Source organism: Kitasatospora sp. NPDC057940 (assembly GCF_042887425.1).
Classification (GTDB): domain Bacteria; phylum Actinomycetota; class Actinomycetes; order Streptomycetales; family Streptomycetaceae; genus Kitasatospora.
Genome location: NZ_JBHVPH010000019.1, coordinates 152,270 through 171,571 on the forward strand (window position 1 = coordinate 152,270; position 19,302 = coordinate 171,571).

The following is a 19,302-nucleotide window of genomic DNA, read 5'->3' on the forward strand; positions in this document are numbered from 1 at the left end:
CCCCTTCACGAGGTCGGGGCCGCGGACGCCGACTGCCGGCGACGCGCCATGGCCGCCCGGTAGCCGTCCAGGGTGTCCGCGACCATCCTGCGGCTGCTGAACTTCCGTTCCGCCGTGGTGTACGCGTTGGCCGCCAGCTCGGCGGCCGACGCCTCGTCGGTGAGCACCCGCAGGATCCCCTCGGCCAGGGCGGACGGGTCGGCCGCCGGTACGAGCAGGCCGTCGACGCCGTCGGTGATGACGTCGCTGATGCCGATGACACGGGTGCCGACGACGGGCTTGCCGGCGCGCATCGCCTCGACCACGCTGAACGGAAGCCCCTCGGCCAGGGAGGGCTGGACCACCAGGTCCGCCGCAGCGTAGACGGCGGGCATCGTCTCGGCCCCGAAGTCCTGGCGGAGCGTGACCAGTTCCGCCACACCGCCGCGTTCGAGCCGGTCCCACACGCTCTTCTCGTACGCGTAGTCCGAGACCCTCCCCGACAGGAGCACCCGCACCTCGGGCAGTTCCGCCGCGACCAGGGGCAGCGCCGCGGCCAGGTCGAGCTGCGCCTTGCGGGCGGACATCCGGCCCGGGAGGACGACCAGCCGCTGGTCGGGGTCGACGCCGAGTTCGGCGCGCAGCGCGGCGCGCAGGTTGCGGGCCACGTCGTCCGGCGGCGCGTCGGGAACGCCGTTGTGGACGAGCCTGATGCGGTCGGCGGGGGCGCCGAAGCGGGCGGCGCGCTCGGCGAAGAAGCGGCTGGGGACGAAGTGCATGTCGACGGGGAGGGTCTGGTACGACAGGCGGCACCGGCCACGGCCGAACCGCTCCAGGTCGGGGCTCTGCTCGTGCAGCGAGCACACCAGTGCGGCGTCCGTTTCGAGCGCCACGATGCTCGCGAGGATCAGCGCCTCATGGCTGTTGGCGTGGACGACGTCGAAGCTCTCGCCCTGGAGCACGGCCCCCAGTTCGTCGAGGACGGAGTACTGCATCTGCCGCCATCGCACCTTGTCCCGCGCGTCCACGTGGTCCGCGAAGTCGCGCAGCCGCACGACCCGCCCCGCCTCCTCCTCGCGCTCCCCGGGCAGGTGGTCCAGCCACGACCCGTCGGTCGCGATGACGACCTCGTGGCCCTCGGCCACCAGCCCTTCGCACAGCAGCCGCGCATAGGTCTCGGCCCCGCCGTGCAGGGGTTCGTAACTGGAGGTCAGCATCAGGACTTTCATCGCTCCACCCTTTCGGTGAGCCAGGGGATCAGCCCACGGCCGGCGTCCTCGCCGGCCTCGCGCAGCGAGTCGGGGGTGCCCACGTCCCGCCAGTAGCCGGTGAGCCGGTGCGCCCCCACGCGTTCGCCGGCGGCCATCAGCGCGGGGGCGAGTTCGCTGGCGTAGTCGTAGACGACGCCTTCGGGGATGTGCGCGATGACGCGGGGGTCCAGGCAGTAGACCCCGGCGCTGATCCAGTGCGTCTCGTCGTCGGGGACGTCGGGCTTCTCCCTGGAGCCGAGGATCCGGCCGTCGGGGTCGATGTCCAGCACGCCGTAGCGGCGGGCCTGCCGGATCCTCGTACAGGCGAACGTCAGGGCGTAGCCTCCGCGCGTGTGCGCCTCGACGAGCCGTTGGAGCGGCTCGCCCATGAGGACGTCGCAGGACGTGACGAGCACGGCGTCGAAGGCGGCCAGTTCCTCGTGGAACAGCCGCAGCGCCCCGGCGGGCCCGGTGAGGCGGGGCTCGGTCCGGGCGTGGACGGGCACCTTCACCGTGGTGCCGTCGAGGAAGTGAAGGACCTGCTCGGCCTGGTAGTGCAGATTGAGGTAGACGTCCGTGACGTCGGTCTCGGCACACCGGTCCAGCAGGTGTCCCAGCAGCGGCTTGCCCGCCAGGGGCAGGAGCGGCTTGGGCGTCCGGGCGGTGAGTGCTCCCATCCGGCTGCCGCGCCCGGCTGCCAGGATCATCCCCGCCAGCCTCATCCCGTCTGCCCCGCCCCGTCGGAGTCCTTCGCCTGGAGGGGGCGGGCGGTCAGCCAGGACACGACGGAGTCGACCCCGTCCTCCAGCGTCGTCCCGGGGGTCCAGCCCAGCTGGGCCTGGGCGCGGGAGGGGTCCAGACACCCCCGGCGCACCTCTCCCGCCAGCGCCGGCCCGAAGCGGGGCGGCAGCGAACGGCCGGTCCGCTTCTCGACCGCCTGATGGATGTCCAGGACCGAAGTCTCCTGTCCCTTACCGATGTTGATCAGACCGTGCCCCTGGTCCATGGCCCGCACGAACGCATCGGCCACGTCGCTCACGTGCACGTAGTCGCGGGTCTGCAGGCCGTCCCCGTTGATGACGCAGGTCTGCCCGGAGAGCATGCGCTGCGCGAAGATGGAGACGACTCCCGCCTCGCCGAACGGGGTCTGGCGGGGGCCGAAGACATTGCCGAGGGCGAGCGCGACGTAGTCCAGGCCGAAGGTCTCGTGGTAGAGGCGCAGATAGTCGACGGCGACGGACTTGGTCAGCCCGTAGAAGGAGCTGGGCACCCGGCCCGTGGACTCCTTGATGGGCACCCCGTCCTCACCGGCGGGCCCGTAGATCGTCCCGCCGCTGGAGGCGAACACGACCTTGCGGCTCCGGCTGCGCCGTGCCGCTTCGAGCATCCGGACCAGGCCGATGACGTTGACCTGGGCGTCCAGCAGGGGATCGCGCATCGACACCTTCACGCTGAACTGCGCGGCCAGCAGCAGCAGCACCTCGGGCGCGAAGTCCTCCACCGCGGCCGCGGTGGACTCGTCGACCACGTCGGCCGTGAGAACGCTCAACTCGGGCCAACGGGCCTCGCTCTCGGCGAGATTGGCCCGATCGCCGGTGGAGAAGTCGTCCACCACCAGGACGCGGTGTCCCTGGGCGCACAACCGGTCGACGATGTGCGAGCCGATGAACCCGCCGCCGCCCGTGACGACAACCTTGCTCATGCCTTGGTCCCCTCTCGTGGTTCGCCAATGTGGTTCGTCGATGTGGTTCACATCCGGATCCGCCGGATCACGCCGCCGGATCACGCCGGCGGATCCGCGTGGCCGCGCCGCAGCCGGACGTCGTCCTGGAGGATGCGCGGGCCGGCGGCTGCCGGGGACACGACCGCGAGCGCCGCGGTGGCGGCGGCCGTGTCCCCGGCCCGCACGACACGGTCGAGGAAGTGGCCGGGGCGCAACGCCCGGGTGGCCGTGAGTTCCTCTCCCGATGTCTTCCTGATTTTCGGCCCTGCAGGCCCTTACGCGGCGCCCTTCTTGATGCGGTAGCCGATCGCGGTCACGGGGTTGTCGACGAACATGCGGTGAACCGCCGCGTCGTCGAATCCGATGGAGAGAATGTTCTGCCGCTGCTGCTCATAACCGCTCGACCCCGCCGCCACGGCGCCGTCGTCACGCAGCCACAGCGGATTGTGGTCACTCCGGGAAAGCGGCTCCTGAGCCATCGTGGCGACCTCGGTGTGGTCGGTCAGCGCGATGAGGCGGTCCACGCCCAGGTATTCGACGGTGCGCCGACAGATTTCGAGGTCGACGTGGTACCCGTCGAAGTTGATGCACGGGTACAGGAGGGACTCGCGTGCGGAGCGCAGCATTTCTGCCGAAACGGGGCCGAGCAGTTCCCGGAGGTCGGTCTCGTTCCAGTCGGGATCGAGCACCCGCCGGAGTTCGACGTCGCGGTTGACCCGTTCCTGCGGCGTGCGCCAGGAATGTGTGAAGTTCCGCGGGGTGTCGTTGTACAGATGGTCGGTCAGGACCAGGTACGGGGAGGATTCGTAGCGGCTGTGCAGGAATTCGAGCACTTCCCGCAGCCGCACGGCACTGCGTTCGGGCGCCTCCCGGTGGAAGTGCCCCACGGCGATCCGGAGCCCCTGCTCGTAGAAGCTGGTGAGCAGGTCGGCGAAGGTGGGGCCGGCGTCGATGCGCTCGTCCAGGGCCATGGCGTCGGGCGCCATCACGATGTAGCGCAGGCCGAGCGGGCCGAGGGACGCGATGACGTCCCACTCCTTCGCAGACGGGAACCACCGTCCGGCCCGGGGTATTCCGCCCTGCGGTCCCAGCAGCGGGCCCTCGATCGCGAAACCGGCGATGTTGGGAACCGCGTCCGCCTGTTCGAGCCGGTGGTACTCCTGGAGGACCTCCACCAGGCGGGGGAGGTTCTCCCGCCGCAGGTAGACGGTCGGCAGAATTCCGTACTCACGGGATTCCGCGGCCTTCTGGACCTCGGGGAGGTCCTCGGGCGAAATGGTCGAGAAATCGAAGTCATCGATTCCGTGGAAGTGGTAGAGAAGGGCCTTCACTTTTACCCTCGTTCCGTCTCGGACTATTCCTTGGACGGTTGATTCGGGTGCCGTCTCCACAGCTACGGCTGTTGACTTCCTGAGGCTTTTCTCATTGTCACGATCGACCTCACGAGTCGTCGCCGGGAGCAGCACGTCCTGCTGCACGCTCCGTGGACTGGCCTGCGGACAACACGGCAGTGCCAAAAGAACGGAGACTGTACGTACAAGCATCCGTCGCCCGAGGGGTGATGAAAACAGTATCCTCGACAGTGTCCTGAAGTCACTGCGGCCTGGCGCACCTTGATGCCTTGACAGTGGCCTTACAATTCGGGGTAAGAATGTGGTGATTATGTGCTGGCGGCGCCGGGCGGCGCGCTTTTCGCCCGGGTGCTGTTACGGGTGTTGCCGTTGTTTCCTCCCCGCCGGATCGTGCTTCTCGTGGCCGGGACGACCGGTGATCCCGCCCTTCACCGGCAGCTGACGGAAACCGCCTGGTCAGCACCCGCAACAGCCCCGTCCGCCGTCAGTGCGCGAGGAGCCGGCGGAGGAAGACGTCCGAGGCGTGGTTGGTGTCACCGGGGACGAGGGTGCCGTCCTCGGAGGTGAACAGCACGGCGCTGCCGGAGGCGTCGGTGTACGGGTTGTCCGAGGTGCCGGTGCTCGCCGTGCCGTCCTCGGCCGCTCCGGCGAGCTCGACGGCTCCGGTGGCGAGGTCGCGGCGGAACACGTTCTGCTGCCCGCCGTCGACGCCGGGGACGAGGTTGCCGGCGTCGGAGACGAAGTAGACCCAGCGGTCGTCGTAGGACATGGTGCCGCGGCCGGCGGAGCCGACCGTCGTGGTGCCGGGCAGCGGGGTGGTCACCCTGGTCACGGTGCCGGTGCGCAGGTCACGGGCGTAGAGCTCCTGGTGGCGGTTGAGGATCGGCCCGCCGGGCGCGTCGAGGGTGTAGACGGCGTACCGCCCGTCGGGGCTGAGGGTGGCGTCCAGGCCGGTGTTGGCGAGTCGGCCGGCGGGGTCGGTGCTCGCGCCGCTGATCACCCCGGTGTGCTGGTCGGACACGTAGAGGGGGTAGGAGGCGTGCCCGAGGATCGCGGGGGAGTCGCCGTGGTCTTCGGGAGCCGCGGGAGTCTGGGCGGGAGCTGGGAGAAGGTTGTACGCGCGGGACTTGAAACCGATGACGCGGCCGTCGGCGCTGATCGAGGGCAGGTAGGAGTCGCCGTTGCCCGGTTTGCCGTCCACCCCGAGGGTGACCAGGCGGGTGGTGCCCTCCCGGCGGTCGGTGACGTAGATGTTCTCCTTGCTGAACTTGCCGACCGGCGCGAGGTCGGTCCGGGAGGAGGAGAAGGCCACGAACCGTCCGTCCCAACTGACCACCCCGTCACGGGATTTGCGGCCGTCCTGGTCGGTGGCGGCCGGGTCGCCGGCGGTGATCAGCTCGGTGACGCCGTCCCGGAGGTCGCGGAGGTAGACCTCCCCGCCGCTGTTGGCCTTGTGGCCGGGGAGCACGTTGGTGGCCTTGGTGGTGAACGTGACGAAGCGGCCGTCGCCGCTGATCGACGCCTGGGTGGTGGGGGCGTCGAGCTGGGCGCCGTCCGCGCCGACGCTGACGCGCTGGGTGCGGCCGGTGCACAGGTCCCGGACGAAGACGTCCGTCGCCCCGTTGGTGTCGCCGGGCACCAGGTTGGTCGCGTCGGAGGAGAACAGGGCGTAGCGGCCGTCGGCGCTCAGCCCCAGGGCGGCGGACGCGCCGTCCGGCTGCGCGCCGTCGAGGCCGACGCTCACCCGGATGATCCCGCCCGTGCGCGGGTGCGCTTCGGCGGCGGCCGGTGCGGCGAGGCCGGCCAGTACGGCGGCGAGCAGGGCGCAGCAGCCGCGCAGCAGCACGCGCCGGGGTCGTGTGGTGGTCATGAGGTGGGGTCCTCCCCTTGGTGAGTGACGACGGCGCGGGCGGTGCCACCCTGGTGGGTGGCACCGCCCGCGCAACTGGCTGGGGAGAGCCAAACGCCCGGCGGACCGGAGGTCAACGGGCCCGCTCGCGCACTGTCCGATTCTCGCCAACTGACCGAGAGGAAACGGAGGTTGGATACTGCTGGATGGTCAGCCGACGGTCCAGACCTGGAGGGGCGATCCGGTGTCGGGCTGCTGGGTGGTCCGGGCGCCGTCGGTGGTGGACGCGGTGGTGAGCAGCAGACCGCTCTTCTGGGAGGTGATCCGGTAGCCGCCGGCGGCCGGGGTGAGCTGCCAGCGCTGGTTGCCGCCGCCGGTGCAGGCCCACTGGATCACCTTGGCGCCGGCGGAGGTCGATCCGCCGTCGACGTCCATGCACAGGTGCGACTCGCCGTTGGCGATCTGGTAGCTGCCGTCCGCCTGCCGGGTGAGCACCCAGGTCTGGTTCGGGCCGCCGTTGGGGGCCCAGGTGACCAACTGGGTGCCCTGGGCGGTGGAGTGGCCGGGGTTGTCGAGGGCCTTGCCGGCGGCGGTCAGGGTGTGGGTGCCGTCCAGCGGGGGGTTGGGCGCGGTGCCGGTGGCGGTCAGGGTGAGGGTCTGCTCGCCGGGGCCGCGGGTGCCGCCGACGGGGTTGCCGGTGGTGTCGGCCCAACTGCGGGTGGGGGTGGTCTCGGTGGACCGGCTGCTGGTGGAGGAGAGGCCGAGGACGAGTCCGCTGTAGCGGTTGACGAGCTTGAACGTGCCGGTGGCGGTTCCGTCGGCGGACTTCCCGGGGATGACGAACCACTGCTGGCCGACGGTGGGCCCGCCCGGGCCGGTGGCGGTGGCGGTGGGGCGGGCGCCCCAGGCGCGGCCGGCGGTGGCGGTGGAGTCGACGCCGAGCAGGCGGCCGGTGGCGGCGTTGGTGATCCGGTAGGAGCCGTCGCCGTTGCCGGCGAAGCTCCAGGCCTCCAGGTCGGAGCCGGTGCCGGCGGCCAGCGAGGTGGTGGCCGGGCCGCCGGCGACCTGGGCGAGGACCCGGCCGTCGGCGTTGCCGATCCGGTAGGTCTTGCCGGGGTCGACGGGGGGAGCGGCGGGCGCGGAGCCGTTGATCGTCACGTCCACGTACTCGCCGGACGCGCCGTTGGAGCAGCCGAAGGCGCAGTACGAGCGGAAGGTCTTGCCGACGACGGTGCCGTTGGTGCGGTTGGCGCTGTCGAGGAACCAGCGGTACCAGGACGCGGTGTGGTAGCCGCCGGTGTCGCCGATCGGCACCCACTTCTGGCTGGCGAGGTCGGCGGTGGCGTAGTACTGCTGGGGCGCCGATCCGCTCTGGTCGACGGCCTGCGGCTCGGCGATGTACAGGCCGAGGTAGGCGTTGTAGGTGATGTCCATGACGAACAGCGGTGAGGTGGGCGGCATCGTGCCGGCCGCGACCTGCTGGGCCACGGTGCCGGTGTTCGCCGGGTCGTACTCGTCGGCGACCGGGGTGTAGCCGGTGGGGTGCGCGGAGTCGGCGGGCACCAGGTTGCTCTCCTGGCCGCCGGTGCCGGGCTGCGACCACGCGCCGTCGTACCACTTCTGCCACGAGCCGGGTGCCATCTTGGCGGCGATCGGGGCCCGGGCCACGTGTTCGTGGAAGGCCTTCCAGCTGCCGCCCTTGTCGACGATGCGCGAGCCGTAGAAGACGTAGAAGTAGCCGGAGGCGGTGTCGACGAAGAGGCGCTGGTCGCCGTCCCCGTAGTCGAAGGTCTGGTTCGGGAAGGCCGCGGTGTCGCCCCGCCGGGTGCTGTAGGGCGAGGTGATGGCGTGGTCCTTGATGGTCCACGTCCGGCCCTGGTCGCTGGAGACGGCGTAGTCGATGGCGTCGAAGTGGAGGCCGTCGCCGAAGGGTTGCGGGGTGAACTCGTTGTGCACCAGCCCGTACCAGTCGCCGGTGTCCGGGTCGACCCAGATGCCGGAGAGGTCGCAGTAGTTCTTCTGGGCGTAGCCCGACCCGGCGGGCGCGGAGGTCGAGGTCAGGCCGGTGGGGCTGTTGTTGCAGCGCCAGGTGGTGTCGTTGTTGCGGTCCTGGGGGTTGGCGGGGTTGACGGCGTTGCTGAGCGCGCTCGACCGGGTGGCGGAGTCGAAGTCCGTGCCGGTGAAGAAGTCCCAGTACCGGGGGTCGTTCGCGCCGTAGAGCGCGGCGGACTGCTGGAAGTAGAAGGTGCCGTCCTTGTCGGTGTACGGGACGGCGGGGGTGTCGGTGGGGTGGCCGTAGCCGACCGGCTTGCCGACGCTCACGGTGTACGGGGCGGTCGACGGGGCGCCGGCCGGGGCGGCTGACGGTTCGGGGGCGGCCGACGCGGCCGGGGCGAGGCCCGCGCTCAGCGCCAGGAGCGCGGGGGCGAGGACGGCGGCGAGTGCTCTGCGGGGTGGGGCGGACACGAGGTCTCCTTCGGTGCTGCACCGTCGGGGCGGGGGTGGGCGGTGCTTCGCGGGCCCGTCGGTCGTCGTTGGGGGCGCGACCGCCGAGGGCGGCGATGGCATGCAGTATCCGGCCCTGTTGCGCGCAACTGTCAACACCTCTGAGCAACAAATTGCGCAGACGGGTTCCATGGAGTGCTTGAAGATGCTTGAATCTGGCCAGAAAGAAGCAGGTATCAGCAACTATCAAATGGAGGTGGCCGATGGCGACCCATGTCGAGGCCGAGATCGCCAGCCAGCCGGACTGCTGGCGCCGTGCCGCGGAAGTCGCCGCGGCGGAGTGCACGGCGCTGCCGGAGGCCGGTGAACGGGTCGCGGTGATCGGCTGCGGGACCTCGCTGTTCATGGGCCAGGCGTACGCCGCCATGCGGGAGTCGAGCGGACAGGGCGTCACGGACGCCTTCGCCGCCTCCGAGTTCCCGGGCGTCCGCTCGTACGACCGCGTGATCGCGCTGACCCGCTCCGGCACCACGACCGAGGTCCTGGCCCTGCTGGAGCGGGTGCGCGGAAAGGTCCGCACCGCGGCCGTCACCGCCGACCCGCGGACGCCGGTGATGACCGCGGCCGACGACATCGCCGTGCTGGACTTCGCCGACGAGCGGTCCGTGGTGCAGACCAGGTTCGCCACCACGGCGCTCACCCTGCTGCGGGCCCACCTGGGCCTGCACACCGAGGCGGTGGAGGCCGACGGCCGGGCGGCCCTGGCGGAGCCGCTGCCCGAAGGCCTGGTGGACTGCACCCAGTTCACCTTCCTCGGCACCGGCTGGACGGTCGGGCTGGCGAACGAGGCCGGCCTCAAGCTGCGCGAGGCCGCGCTCGCCTGGAGCGAGGCGTACCCGGCGATGGAGTACCGGCACGGCCCGATCAGCATCGCCGCGCCGTCCACCGCCACCTGGATGCTGGGCGCCGCACCGGCTGGCCTGGCCGAGCAGGTCCGGGGCACCGGCGCCCGCTGGATCGAGGGCCGGCTCGACCCGCTCGCGGAACTGGTGCGCGTCCACCGGCTGGCCGCCGCGCTGGCCGCCGCGAAGGGCCTGGACCCGGACCAGCCGCGCAACCTGACCCGGTCCGTGGTGCTCGCCGACTCATGACCGACCAGCCTCGGCCCACGACCGGCCGGCGTCAGCCCGTGCCCGACCGGCGTCAGCCCATGACCGGACAGCACCTGGTCGTCGCCGTGGACGTCGGCGGCACCGGCATCAAGGCCGCCCTGCTGGACCGGGAGGCGGCCGTCCGCCACCAGGTGCGGCGCGCCACCGGGCGCGAACGGGGACCGGAGGCCGTCGTGGCCACCGTCGTCGACCTGGTCGCGGACGTACGGCGGGAGGCCGCGCGGCAGGGCGCGCAGGTCGACGCCGTCGGCCTGGCCGTCCCCGGCATCGTCGACGAGGCCACGGGGACGGGCGTCTACTCCGCCACGATCGGCTGGCGGGACGTCCCGTTCCGGGAGCTCGTCGCCGAGCGCACCGGCCTGCCCGTGGCCGTCACCCACGACGTGCGCGCCGGCGGCGTGGCCGAGGCCCGGCTCGGAGCCGGGCGCGGCGAGGAGCGCTTCCTGTTCGTCCCGGTCGGCACGAGCATCGCCGCCGCCGTCATGACCGGCGGCCGCGCCCTGCCCGGCGCGCACCACCGGGCCGGGGAGATCGGCCACCTCGTGGTGCGCCCGGGCGGGGAAGCGTGCGCCTGCGGGGCCCGGGGCTGCGCCGAGACCTACGCCTCGGCCGCCGCCGTGGCGCGGCGCTACACCGAGGCCACCGGCCGGCCCGCCCTCGCACCGGAGGTGGCGCGGCTGGCCGCCGAGGGGGACGGGGCGGCCGGCGCCGTCTGGCAGGAGGCGGTCGACGCCCTGGCCGACGCCCTGCTGACGGCCGTCCTGGTGCTGGACCCGCCGCTGGTCGTCCTGGGCGGGGGCCTCGCCGAGTCCGGCGACCTGCTGCTCGCCCCGCTGGCCGCCGCGCTGGCCGCCCGCGCCCGGATCCAGGTCGCGCCGCGCCTGGTACCCGCCGCGCTCGGCGACCGGGCCGGCTGCCTGGGCGCCGGACTGCGCGCCCTGGACGCGGCGGCCGGCCGCCCGGACCCGGAAGGGAGCCCGGCGCCGTGATCGTCACCGTGACCCCGAACCCCGCCCTGGACATCACCTACGGCGTGCCGGCACTGCGCCCGCACACCAGCCACCGGGTGGCCTCCGTCCACGAACAGGCCGGCGGCAAGGGCGTGAACGTGGCCCGGGTGCTGCACGGCCTCGGCCGGCGCACCACCGCCGTCCTGCCGCTCGGCGGGCCCACCGGCGCGGTGCTGCGGGCCGACCTCGACCGGGCCGGCATCGCCTGCCTGGGCGTCCCGCTCGCCGCCGGCACGTCGACCCGGCGCACCGTCGCCGTGGTCGACGCCGTCGACGCCACCGTGCTGAACGAGCCCGGACCGGAGCTCTCCGCCGAGGACTGGGAGGCCCTGCGCACCGCCGTCCGCGGCCTGCTCCCCACCGCCCGGGCCCTGGTGCTGTCCGGGAGCCTGCCGCCGGGCCTGCCGGACGACGCCTACGCGGACCTGGTCCGCCTCGCCCACGCGCAGGGCGTGCCGGTCGTCCTGGACGCCGACGGCCCCGCGCTCACCGGGGCACTGGCGGCCGGGCCCACGGCCGTCAAGCCGAACGCGGTCGAACTGCGCCGCGCCACCGGCATCGCCGACCCGCTCCGCGCGGCACACGCCCTCGTCGACGCCGGCGCCCGGGCGGTGGTCGCCTCGCTCGGGCCCGACGGACTCCTCGCCGTCACCCCGGACGGCAGCTGGCGGGCCCGCCTGCCCCCGGACGCCGACGTGCGGGGGAACCCGACCGGCGCGGGGGACGCGGCGGTCGCGGCGCTGGCCGCGGCCCTCGCCGACCGCACGCCGTGGCCGGCGGCGCTGGCCCGCGCGGTGGCCCTGTCGGCCGCCGCCGTCCAGGCCCCCTACGCCGGCCGGTTCGACCCGCAGGCCTACCGCGACCACCTCCCCGTGGTCCGGGTCACCCCGGCCGCGCCCTGCGCAGGCTCAGCTCCTTCCGACTGAACAGCCCCACCCGACAGGAGAGTTCATGCCCCTGGCAGCCACCGGCGGCCTCGTCGCCCGGGCCGCGGCCCGGCACGGTGCCGTCGCCGCCTTCAACGTCATCACCTTGGAGCACGTCGAGGCCGTCGTCTCCGCCGCCGAGACCGCCGGCACCGCGGTGATCCTCCAGGTGAGCGAGAACGCGGTGCGGTTCCACGGCGGGCGGCTGGCCCCGCTCGCCGCGGCCGCCGTGCGCTGCGCCGAGCCGAGCACCGTCCCGGTCGCGCTGCACCTGGACCACGTGAAGACCGGCGTCCTGCTCCGCCAGGCCGCCGAATGCGGGTTCAGCTCGGTGATGTACGACGCCGCGCACCTGCCCTACGCGGAGAACGTCGCCGCCACCCGCGAGGCCGCCGTCTGGGCGCACGGCGCCGGGCTCTGGCTGGAGGCCGAACTCGGCGAGGTCGGCGGCAAGGACGGCCGGGGGCCGCTGGACGCCCACGCACCGGGAGCCCGCACCGACCCCGGAGAGGCACGGCGCTTCGTCGAGGAGACCGGCGTCGACGCCCTCGCCGTCGCCGTCGGCAGCTCCCACGCGATGACCTCCCGCGACGCCAGGCTCGACCATGACCTGCTCGCCGCCCTGCACGCGGCCCTCGACGTCCCGCTCGTCCTGCACGGCTCCTCCGGGGTCCCCGACGACGAACTGCGCCGCGCCGTCCACGGCGGCATAGCCAAGGTCAACATCGGCACCGCCCTGAGCATCGCCATGACGACCGCCGTCCGGTCCCACCTGGCGGCGGACGAGCGGGGCGTCGACCCCCGCGCGTACCTGGCCGCGGGCCGCGGGGCGATCACCGAGGCCGCCGGCCGGCTCCTGCCCGTCGTCGCCGGGACCGCCGGATGACCGCGCCCCGGCCGACACCGTCCCCCGAACCACCCCCACGAGGACCACTCATGCTCCAGACCGACCGGACCGGGTTCACGCTCGACGGGCGCCCCCTGCGCCTGCTCTCCGGCGCCCTGCACTACTTCCGCAGCCTGCCCGGGCAGTGGCCGAGCCACCTGCGGATGCTGCGGGCGATGGGGCTCAACACCGTGGAGACGTACGTCCCCTGGAACCTGCACGAGCCCCGCCCCGGCGCGTACGACTTCACCGGCATCGCCGACCTGGAGGCCTTCCTGCGGGCCGCCGCGGACGCCGGACTGCACGCGATCGTCCGCCCGAGCCCCTACATCTGCGCCGAATGGGAGAACGGCGGCCTGCCCTGGTGGCTCCTGGCCGAACCGGGCACGGCGGGCCGCGGCCTGCCGCTGCGCACCAGCGACCCGCGCTTCCTGGCCCACGTCGACCGCTGGTACGACACGCTGATCCCGATCCTGGCGGCGCACCAGACCACCCGCGGCGGCAACGTCCTGATGGTCCAGATCGAGAACGAGTACGGCTCGTACGGCACCGACCGGGCCTACCTCGCCCACCTCGCCGACGGCCTGCGCGCCCGCGGCATCGACGTCCCGCTCTGCACCTCCGACGGGCCGGAGGACTTCTTCCTCACCGGCGGCGCCCTCCCCGGCCACCTCGCCACCGTCAACTTCGGCAGCCGCGCCACCGAGGCCTTCGCCGAACTGCGCCGCCACCGCCCCCAGGACCCGCCGATGTGCATGGAGTTCTGGAACGGCTGGTTCGACCACTGGGGCGAGCCGCACACCACCCGCCCGGCCGAGGACGCCGCCGAGGCCCTGCGCGAGATCCTGGCGGCCGGGGCCTCCGTCAACCTCTACATGGCCCACGGCGGCACCAACTTCGGCACCTGGGCCGGCGCCAACACCGCCGACCCGCGCACCGGCCGGGGCTACCAGCCGACCGTCACCTCCTACGACTACGACGCCCCGCTGGACGAACGGGGCGCCCCCACGGCCAAGTTCCGGGCCTTCCGCGAGGTCCTGACGGCGTACGCGGACGGCCCGGTGCCGGAGCCCGAGGAGCTCCCGGCCACGCTGCCGGCGGGCCGGGTGGAGCTCGACCGGTCCCTGCCGCTGGCGGACGTGGTGGACCAGCTGTCCACCGGCGAGGTCCGCTCCGCCGTCCCGCCCTCCTTCGAGGAGCTCGGCCTCCCGCACGGCCTCGTCCGCTACCGGACCACCATCCCCGGCCCGCGCGCGGCGTACCCGCTGACCGTCGAGGGGCTCGCCGACCGGGCCCACGTCAGCGTCGACGGCACCCACCTCGCCACCCTGGAACGCGACGTCGAGCACGAGCCCCTGCTCGTCCCGGTGCCCGGCGGGGGCGCCCGGCTGGAGCTGCTGGTCGAGTCGATGGGTCGGGTCAACTACGGCGCCGGGATCGGCGACCGCAAGGGGATCGCCGGGGCCCTGCACACCCAGCAGTACCTGCACGGGTGGACGGCCGACCCGATGCCGCTGGCCGACGGGACACCGGACCGGCTCCCCTGGGACGCGGCCGGCGCTCCGGCCGGCGGCCCCGGCGCGGCCTTCCACCGCGGCGCCTTCGAGGTCGGGGAGCCCGCCGACGGCTACCTGGCGCTGCCGGGCTGGGGCAAGGGCTACGTCTGGGTCAACGGCTTCCTGTTGGGCCGTTACTGGGACCGCGGGCCGCAGTGCACGCTCTACCTGCCCTGGCCGGTTCTGCGCAGCGGGACGAACGAGATCACCGTCCTCGAACTCGACCGCTCCGGCGAACCCGCCGTGCACCTGGTGGCCCGGCCCGACCTGGGCTGACACCCCGTGCACCCGGCCCGTCGCCCGGCTCGCCACCCGGGTCTCCGCGCGACGGGCCGTGTCGAAACCGAGACCGCTTCGTGCTCCGAAGCTCTAGGAACCTGCTCGATATTGAGCAATACTCATCCGAACTGCGCACCATAGAGCAGGAGGTGGTCCGATGGGCACGCGACCACCGACGCCCGGACCGGGTCCGGACCAGGAACCGGACCCGGCCCGGTGAGGAGGCCGCCGACGCGCGGCGGCACCCCCGGCCGGCCCCGGAACCCCCGGAACCCGGGCACCCCTGCCGACCCCCACCGCACCCCCACCCCCACCGCACCGCACCGCACCCTCACCGCACCGCACCCGCTCGCGCCAGCCGCCGTCCACCCGACGCCGTGCCGCGATGGCCGAGGGCCAGTACACGTAAAGGACGAGATCCTCATGGCGAAGACACGAATCCGCACCCGCCTGCTGGCCGCCGCCACGCTGCCGCTGCTCGCCGGCATCGCGGCCTGCGGATCGGGCGGTGACGGCGCCTCGGGCGGCGCAGGCTCCGCCGAGGTCACGTTCTGGGGCTGGGCGCCGGGCTACGAGGAGGCGGTGGCCCAGTACAACGCGGCCCACCCGGACGCCAAGGTCAAGTTCGAGAAGATCGTGTCGGGCAGCAAGGGCGGCTACGCCAAGATCTTCGCGGCCGTCAAGGCCGGCAACGCCCCCTGCCTGGCCCAGGTCGGCTACGAGTCGCTGCCCAGCTTCGTCGTGGAGGGCGCCGTCCAGGACGTCAGCGCCGAGGCCGGGCAGTACCAGTCGCAGTACGGGGACGGCGCCTGGAACGCGGTGAAGGTCGGCGGCCAGGTGTACGGCATCCCGGTCGACGTGGGCCCGATGGCGCTCTACTACCGCACCGACCTGTACGCCCAGTACGGCCTGAAGCCGCAGGCCACCTGGGAGGAGTTCGCCGCCGACGCCGCCAAGGTGCACGCCGCCAACCCCAACGGGTACCTGAGCGTGTTCAACCCGGACGACCCGTGGTGGTTCGCCGGCATGTCCGCCCAGGCCGGCGGCAGTTGGTTCGGCACCGACAGCAAGGGCTGGAAGGTCTCGCTCGCGGGCGACCCGGCCACCGCCAAGGTCGCGAAGTACTGGCAGGGCCTGATCGACCAGGGCCAGGTCAAGTCCGAGCAGGGCTTCAGCCCCGACCTCTACAAGGACCTCCAGGACGGCACGCTCGCCGCCTACCCCGGCCCGGTCTGGTTCTCCTCCATCCTCGAACAGAACGCGGCGCAGGCGTCCGGCAAGTGGGCGGTCGCCCCGATGCCGCAGTGGCAGGACGGCGCCAAGTCGGTCGGCAACGACGGCGGTTCGTCCACCGCGGTGGTCAAGGGCTGCAAGAACACCGCCGCCGCGCTGAGCTTCGCCAACTGGATGAGCACGGACGCCGCCGCCGTCGGCACCCTCGTGGACAAGGCCGGCATCTACCCCGCCTCCACCAGCGGCACGTCGGTGCCGGCGCTGGCGAAGCCGAGCGCCTACTTCGGCAACCAGCCGATCTTCGACGTCTTCAAGCAGGCGACGGCGCAGGCCCCCAAGTGGAGCTGGGGCCCGACCATGACCCAGACCTCCAGCGACCTCACCGACGCCTTCGGCGCGGCCGTCGCCGCCCACGGCGACCTGACGGCGGCGCTGGGCACGGTGCAGAACAAGACCGTCGACGCGATGAAGTCCAAGGGGCTGACGGTCACCGCCGGCTGACCGGCTCGCCGGCGGACCCGCGCGGTCCGCCGGCCCGGGCGCGTCCGACCCGTCCGACACGTCCCACGCGTCCGACGCGCCCGAGGGACCGACCACCGCCCGCACGAGAGAGAACCCCAGATGAGCGCAGCAACCCCGGCGGCGCCGGGCCGCACCGCCCCGAAAGCCGCCACCGCACGACGGACGCCGTCCCGCAACCGCGCGGCCCTCGGCTTCCTGGCCCCCTTCGGCCTGCTGTTCACCGTCCTGTTCCTGCTGCCCATCGGGTACGCGCTCTGGCAGAGCCTGTACCGCGTGGAACGCTCCGGCCTCGGCTTCGGCCCGGCCAGAACGGTCTTCGCGGGGCTCGACAACTACACCGCGGCCCTGGGCGACGGCTCGTTCGTCGCGGGCGTCGGCCGGGTGCTGCTCTTCGGCGTGGTCCAGGTCCCGGTGATGCTCGGACTGGCCCTCGGCCTCGCCCTGCTGATCGACGCCAAGGGCACCCGGCTGCGGAAGTTCTTCCGGCTCGCCTACTTCCTCCCGTACGCGATCCCGGGCGTCGTGGCCACCATCCTCTGGGCGTTCCTCTACCTGCCCGGCACCAGCCCGCTCGTCGCCGGACTGAGGGACATCGGCATCGACGCCGACTTCCTCTCCTCCGGCACCGTCCTGTGGTCGATGGCCAACATCGTCACCTGGACCTGGACCGGCTACAACATGCTGGTCATCCTCTCCGCCCTCCAGGCCATCCCCAGCGAGCTCTACGAGGCCGCCGACCTCGACGGCGCCGGCCCCTGGCGGACCGCCTGGCACATCAAGATCCCGCTGGTGGCCCCCGCCCTGGTGCTCACCGGGATCTTCTCCATCATCGGCACCCTCCAGCTCTTCACCGAGCCGATGGTCCTGCACTCGCTGGCGTCGACCGTCTCCGCCGACTACACGCCCAACATGGCGGCGTACAACGCGGCGTTCGGCACCAACGACTACGGCAAGGCGGCGGCCATCGCCGTCCTGCTGGCCCTGGCCACCTGCGTCCTGTCCTTCACCTTCCTGCGCCTCTCGGTGCGCATCACCGGAAACCGGGTGACCGCATGAGCACCGCCGACCTCCGCCCCCGCCCCGGGACCGCCGGCCCCGGGACCGCCCGCCCGGCGCGCCGCCGCCCCGCCGGGCCCGCCCGACCGGGCGCCCCCGGGCGCAGGCCGCGCCCCAACGTCCTCGGCACGGCCGTCCTGTTCGTGCTCTCCGCCTACTTCCTGCTGCCCGCCTGGTGGCTGCTGGTGGCCTCCACCAAGAGCAGCAGCGACCTGTTCGGCAGCGGCGGCTTCTGGTTCTCCACCCTCCACCTCGGCGACAATCTGCACGACCTGGCCACCGCCAACAACGGGCTCTACTTCCGCTGGCTCCTCAACACCGTGCTGTACGCGGGCGTCGGCGCCGCGGCCGCCACCCTGCTCGCGGCGATGGCCGGCTACGCGCTCACCAAGTACCGGTTCCGGGGCCGGGAGGCGGTGTTCAACACGATCCTCGCCGCGGTGCTCGTCCCCGCGCCGCTCCTCGCCCTGCCGGTCTACCTGCTGCTGTCCAAGGCCCATCTGGTCAACACCGTCTGGGCGGTGCTGCTGCCCAGCATGGTCAGCCCGTTCGGCGTCTACCTCAGCCGGATCTACGCCGCCGCGTCCGTCCCGGACGAGATCCTGGAGGCCGCCCGGATGGACGGCGCGGGGGAGTTCCGGATCTTCTTCACGGTGGTCCTGCGGATCTTCTCGCCGGCGCTGGTGACCATCTTCCTGTTCCAGTTCACCACCATCTGGAACAACTTCTTCCTGCCGCTGGTCACGCTCTCCGACCAGAAGCTCTGGCCGGTCAACCTCGGCCTCTACTACTGGAACGGCCTGCGGGACCACACCCCGTACAACCTGGTCGTCACGGGCTCGCTGGTCTCGGTCGTCCCGCTGGTCGTGGCCTTCCTGCTGTTGCAGCGGTTCTGGCGCACCGACCTGACGGCGGGCGGCGTCAAGGCCTGAACCGGGGCCGCCGGGCCCGAACCGGGCCCCGGGGCGTGGCTGGTGGATCAGGCCGCGCCCCGGGGCCCGTCGGCGGTCAGGCCCGCCGGACCCGGACGCCGCAGCCGGTGACGGCCCGCTGCTGCGCGTCCGTCAGACCGTCGTCCGTCACCAGGTCGTGGACGTCGGAGAGCGGGCAGATCCGGGCGAAGGTGACCTTGCCGACCTTGGTGCTGTCGGCCAGCACGACCGAGCGCGCGCTGCTGCGCAGGAACGCCCGGTCGGTCTGGGCCTCCATCTCGTCGTGCGTGGTGCAGCCCTCCTGCGCCGTCAGGCCGTCGACCCCGATGAAGGAGATGTCCAGGTGGTACTGCGAGAGCATCCGGTCGGCGGCCGGACCGACCAGTTCGTAGCTGGCCGTACGGGCGATGCCGCCGATCACCACGAGACGCACCTCGGGGCGGACGATCAGGTCGGCGGCGATGTTCACCGCGTTGGTGACGACGGTGATGCCGGTGCGCTCGGCGAGCACCCGGGCGAGCTCGCTGGTGGTGGTGCCGCCGCTGAGGCCCACCACCGCCCCCTCCGGCACGAGTTCGGCCGCGGCCAGGGCGATCCGGCGCTTCTCCTCCCGCTGCTTCTCGCCGCGGTGGCGCAGCGGCAGTTCGAGGTTGACCGAGCCGGTCACCGCGCCGCCCCGGGTGCGGTGCAGCAGCCCCTGCTCGTGGAGCTCCTGGAGATCGCGGCGCACGGTCGCGGTCGAGACGTCCAGGAGTTCGGCGAGCGCGTGCACATCGGCGCTCCCCGCTTCGGTGACGTGCGAGAGGATCCGGGTGGCGCGATCAGCTTTGAGCATGACGCGATTCTAGCCCGGTCTTGAGCCAAACCCCTGGGTGGCGCCGGGTCGGACTGATTCCGGCGAGCAGGTCGCAGGTCTGGTCGTCCGCTCGAATCTGACTATCATGGCGATGAAACAAGCAACTTCACTCAGTTCTACGGCTGCCCGGAGCAGCGCCGGAGGTGACCGCGTGAGAGCGGACCGCATGTCCCTGGCCGGTGCCCGGCTGGTCCTGCCCGGCGGCGTCGTCGAGGGCGGCCGCCTGGCCGTCGAGGGCGACCGGATCGCCGGCCTCGGAGGCGGGAGCGAGCCGGG

General features: G+C 72.8%; 15 protein-coding genes. 8 read left to right on the forward strand and 7 right to left on the reverse strand.

Annotation, left to right across the window (positions count from 1 at the left end; genetic code table 11):
- Positions 1-5: 5 nt before the first annotated feature.
- The 6 genes from ACFVTF_RS26135 to ACFVTF_RS26160 form a co-directional block, all read right to left on the reverse strand.
- On the reverse strand, positions 6-1,196 hold the full coding sequence (locus tag ACFVTF_RS26135) for a glycosyltransferase family 4 protein (RefSeq protein ID WP_387816896.1): 1,191 nt from the start codon (positions 1,194-1,196) through the stop codon (positions 6-8).
- Between the two features lie 8 nt (positions 1,197-1,204).
- Entirely contained in the window at positions 1,205-1,936 is a 732-nt protein-coding gene (locus ACFVTF_RS26140) for an NDP-sugar synthase (protein WP_387816897.1), read from the reverse strand.
- Positions 1,937-1,947: 11 nt separating this feature from the next.
- A complete protein-coding gene (locus ACFVTF_RS26145; protein ID WP_371515529.1) occupies positions 1,948-2,931 on the reverse strand; it encodes an NAD-dependent epimerase/dehydratase family protein in 984 nt (327 codons plus the stop codon).
- Between the two features lie 296 nt (positions 2,932-3,227).
- Positions 3,228-4,283 (reverse strand): hypothetical protein, encoded by a 1,056-nt coding sequence (locus ACFVTF_RS26150; RefSeq protein WP_387816898.1) that lies wholly within the window; start codon positions 4,281-4,283, stop codon positions 3,228-3,230.
- Between the two features lie 505 nt (positions 4,284-4,788).
- Positions 4,789-6,174 (reverse strand): hypothetical protein, encoded by a 1,386-nt coding sequence (locus ACFVTF_RS26155; RefSeq protein ID WP_387816899.1) that lies wholly within the window; start codon positions 6,172-6,174, stop codon positions 4,789-4,791.
- Between the two features lie 189 nt (positions 6,175-6,363).
- Positions 6,364-8,619 (reverse strand): RICIN domain-containing protein, encoded by a 2,256-nt coding sequence (locus ACFVTF_RS26160; protein ID WP_387816900.1) that lies wholly within the window; start codon positions 8,617-8,619, stop codon positions 6,364-6,366.
- A gap of 242 nt (positions 8,620-8,861) precedes the next feature.
- On the opposite strand from ACFVTF_RS26160, the gene ACFVTF_RS26165 reads away from it, so the two are divergent.
- The 8 genes from ACFVTF_RS26165 to ACFVTF_RS26200 all read left to right on the forward strand — a co-directional run bounded on the left by ACFVTF_RS26165 (position 8,862) and on the right by ACFVTF_RS26200 (position 18,170).
- Complete coding sequence (locus tag ACFVTF_RS26165; protein WP_363586278.1) at positions 8,862-9,749, forward strand: SIS domain-containing protein; 888 nt, start codon at positions 8,862-8,864, stop codon at positions 9,747-9,749.
- Between the two features lie 59 nt (positions 9,750-9,808).
- The gene (locus tag ACFVTF_RS26170) at positions 9,809-10,759 is read left to right on the forward strand and encodes an ROK family protein (protein ID WP_387816901.1); all 951 of its coding nucleotides are present in this window, start codon (positions 9,809-9,811) and stop codon (positions 10,757-10,759) included.
- Positions 10,756-11,706, forward strand: a complete 951-nt coding sequence (locus ACFVTF_RS26175) for a 1-phosphofructokinase family hexose kinase (protein WP_387816902.1) — start codon at positions 10,756-10,758, stop codon at positions 11,704-11,706. The genes ACFVTF_RS26170 and ACFVTF_RS26175 overlap by 4 nt, the downstream gene beginning before the upstream one ends.
- A gap of 25 nt (positions 11,707-11,731) precedes the next feature.
- Positions 11,732-12,592 (forward strand): ketose-bisphosphate aldolase, encoded by an 861-nt coding sequence (locus ACFVTF_RS26180; protein WP_387816903.1) that lies wholly within the window; start codon positions 11,732-11,734, stop codon positions 12,590-12,592.
- 50 nt (positions 12,593-12,642) lie between these two features.
- Positions 12,643-14,424 (forward strand): beta-galactosidase family protein, encoded by a 1,782-nt coding sequence (locus ACFVTF_RS26185; protein ID WP_387816904.1) that lies wholly within the window; start codon positions 12,643-12,645, stop codon positions 14,422-14,424.
- A gap of 426 nt (positions 14,425-14,850) precedes the next feature.
- Entirely contained in the window at positions 14,851-16,161 is a 1,311-nt protein-coding gene (locus tag ACFVTF_RS26190) for an extracellular solute-binding protein (RefSeq protein ID WP_387816905.1), read from the forward strand.
- Between the two features lie 120 nt (positions 16,162-16,281).
- Positions 16,282-17,238 carry a carbohydrate ABC transporter permease gene (locus ACFVTF_RS26195; RefSeq protein WP_387816906.1) on the forward strand — a complete coding sequence of 319 codons (957 nt, stop codon included), beginning with the start codon at positions 16,282-16,284 and terminating at the stop codon, positions 17,236-17,238.
- Positions 17,235-18,170: an ABC transporter permease subunit gene (locus tag ACFVTF_RS26200; protein WP_371515519.1), complete on the forward strand. Its 936-nt coding sequence runs from the start codon at positions 17,235-17,237 to the stop codon at positions 18,168-18,170. Before ACFVTF_RS26195 ends, ACFVTF_RS26200 begins: the two co-directional genes overlap by 4 nt.
- Positions 18,171-18,246: 76 nt before the next feature.
- On the opposite strand, the gene ACFVTF_RS26205 is transcribed toward ACFVTF_RS26200, so the two are convergent.
- Positions 18,247-19,005 (reverse strand): DeoR/GlpR family DNA-binding transcription regulator, encoded by a 759-nt coding sequence (locus tag ACFVTF_RS26205; RefSeq protein WP_363378426.1) that lies wholly within the window; start codon positions 19,003-19,005, stop codon positions 18,247-18,249.
- Positions 19,006-19,302 lie beyond the last annotated feature (297 nt).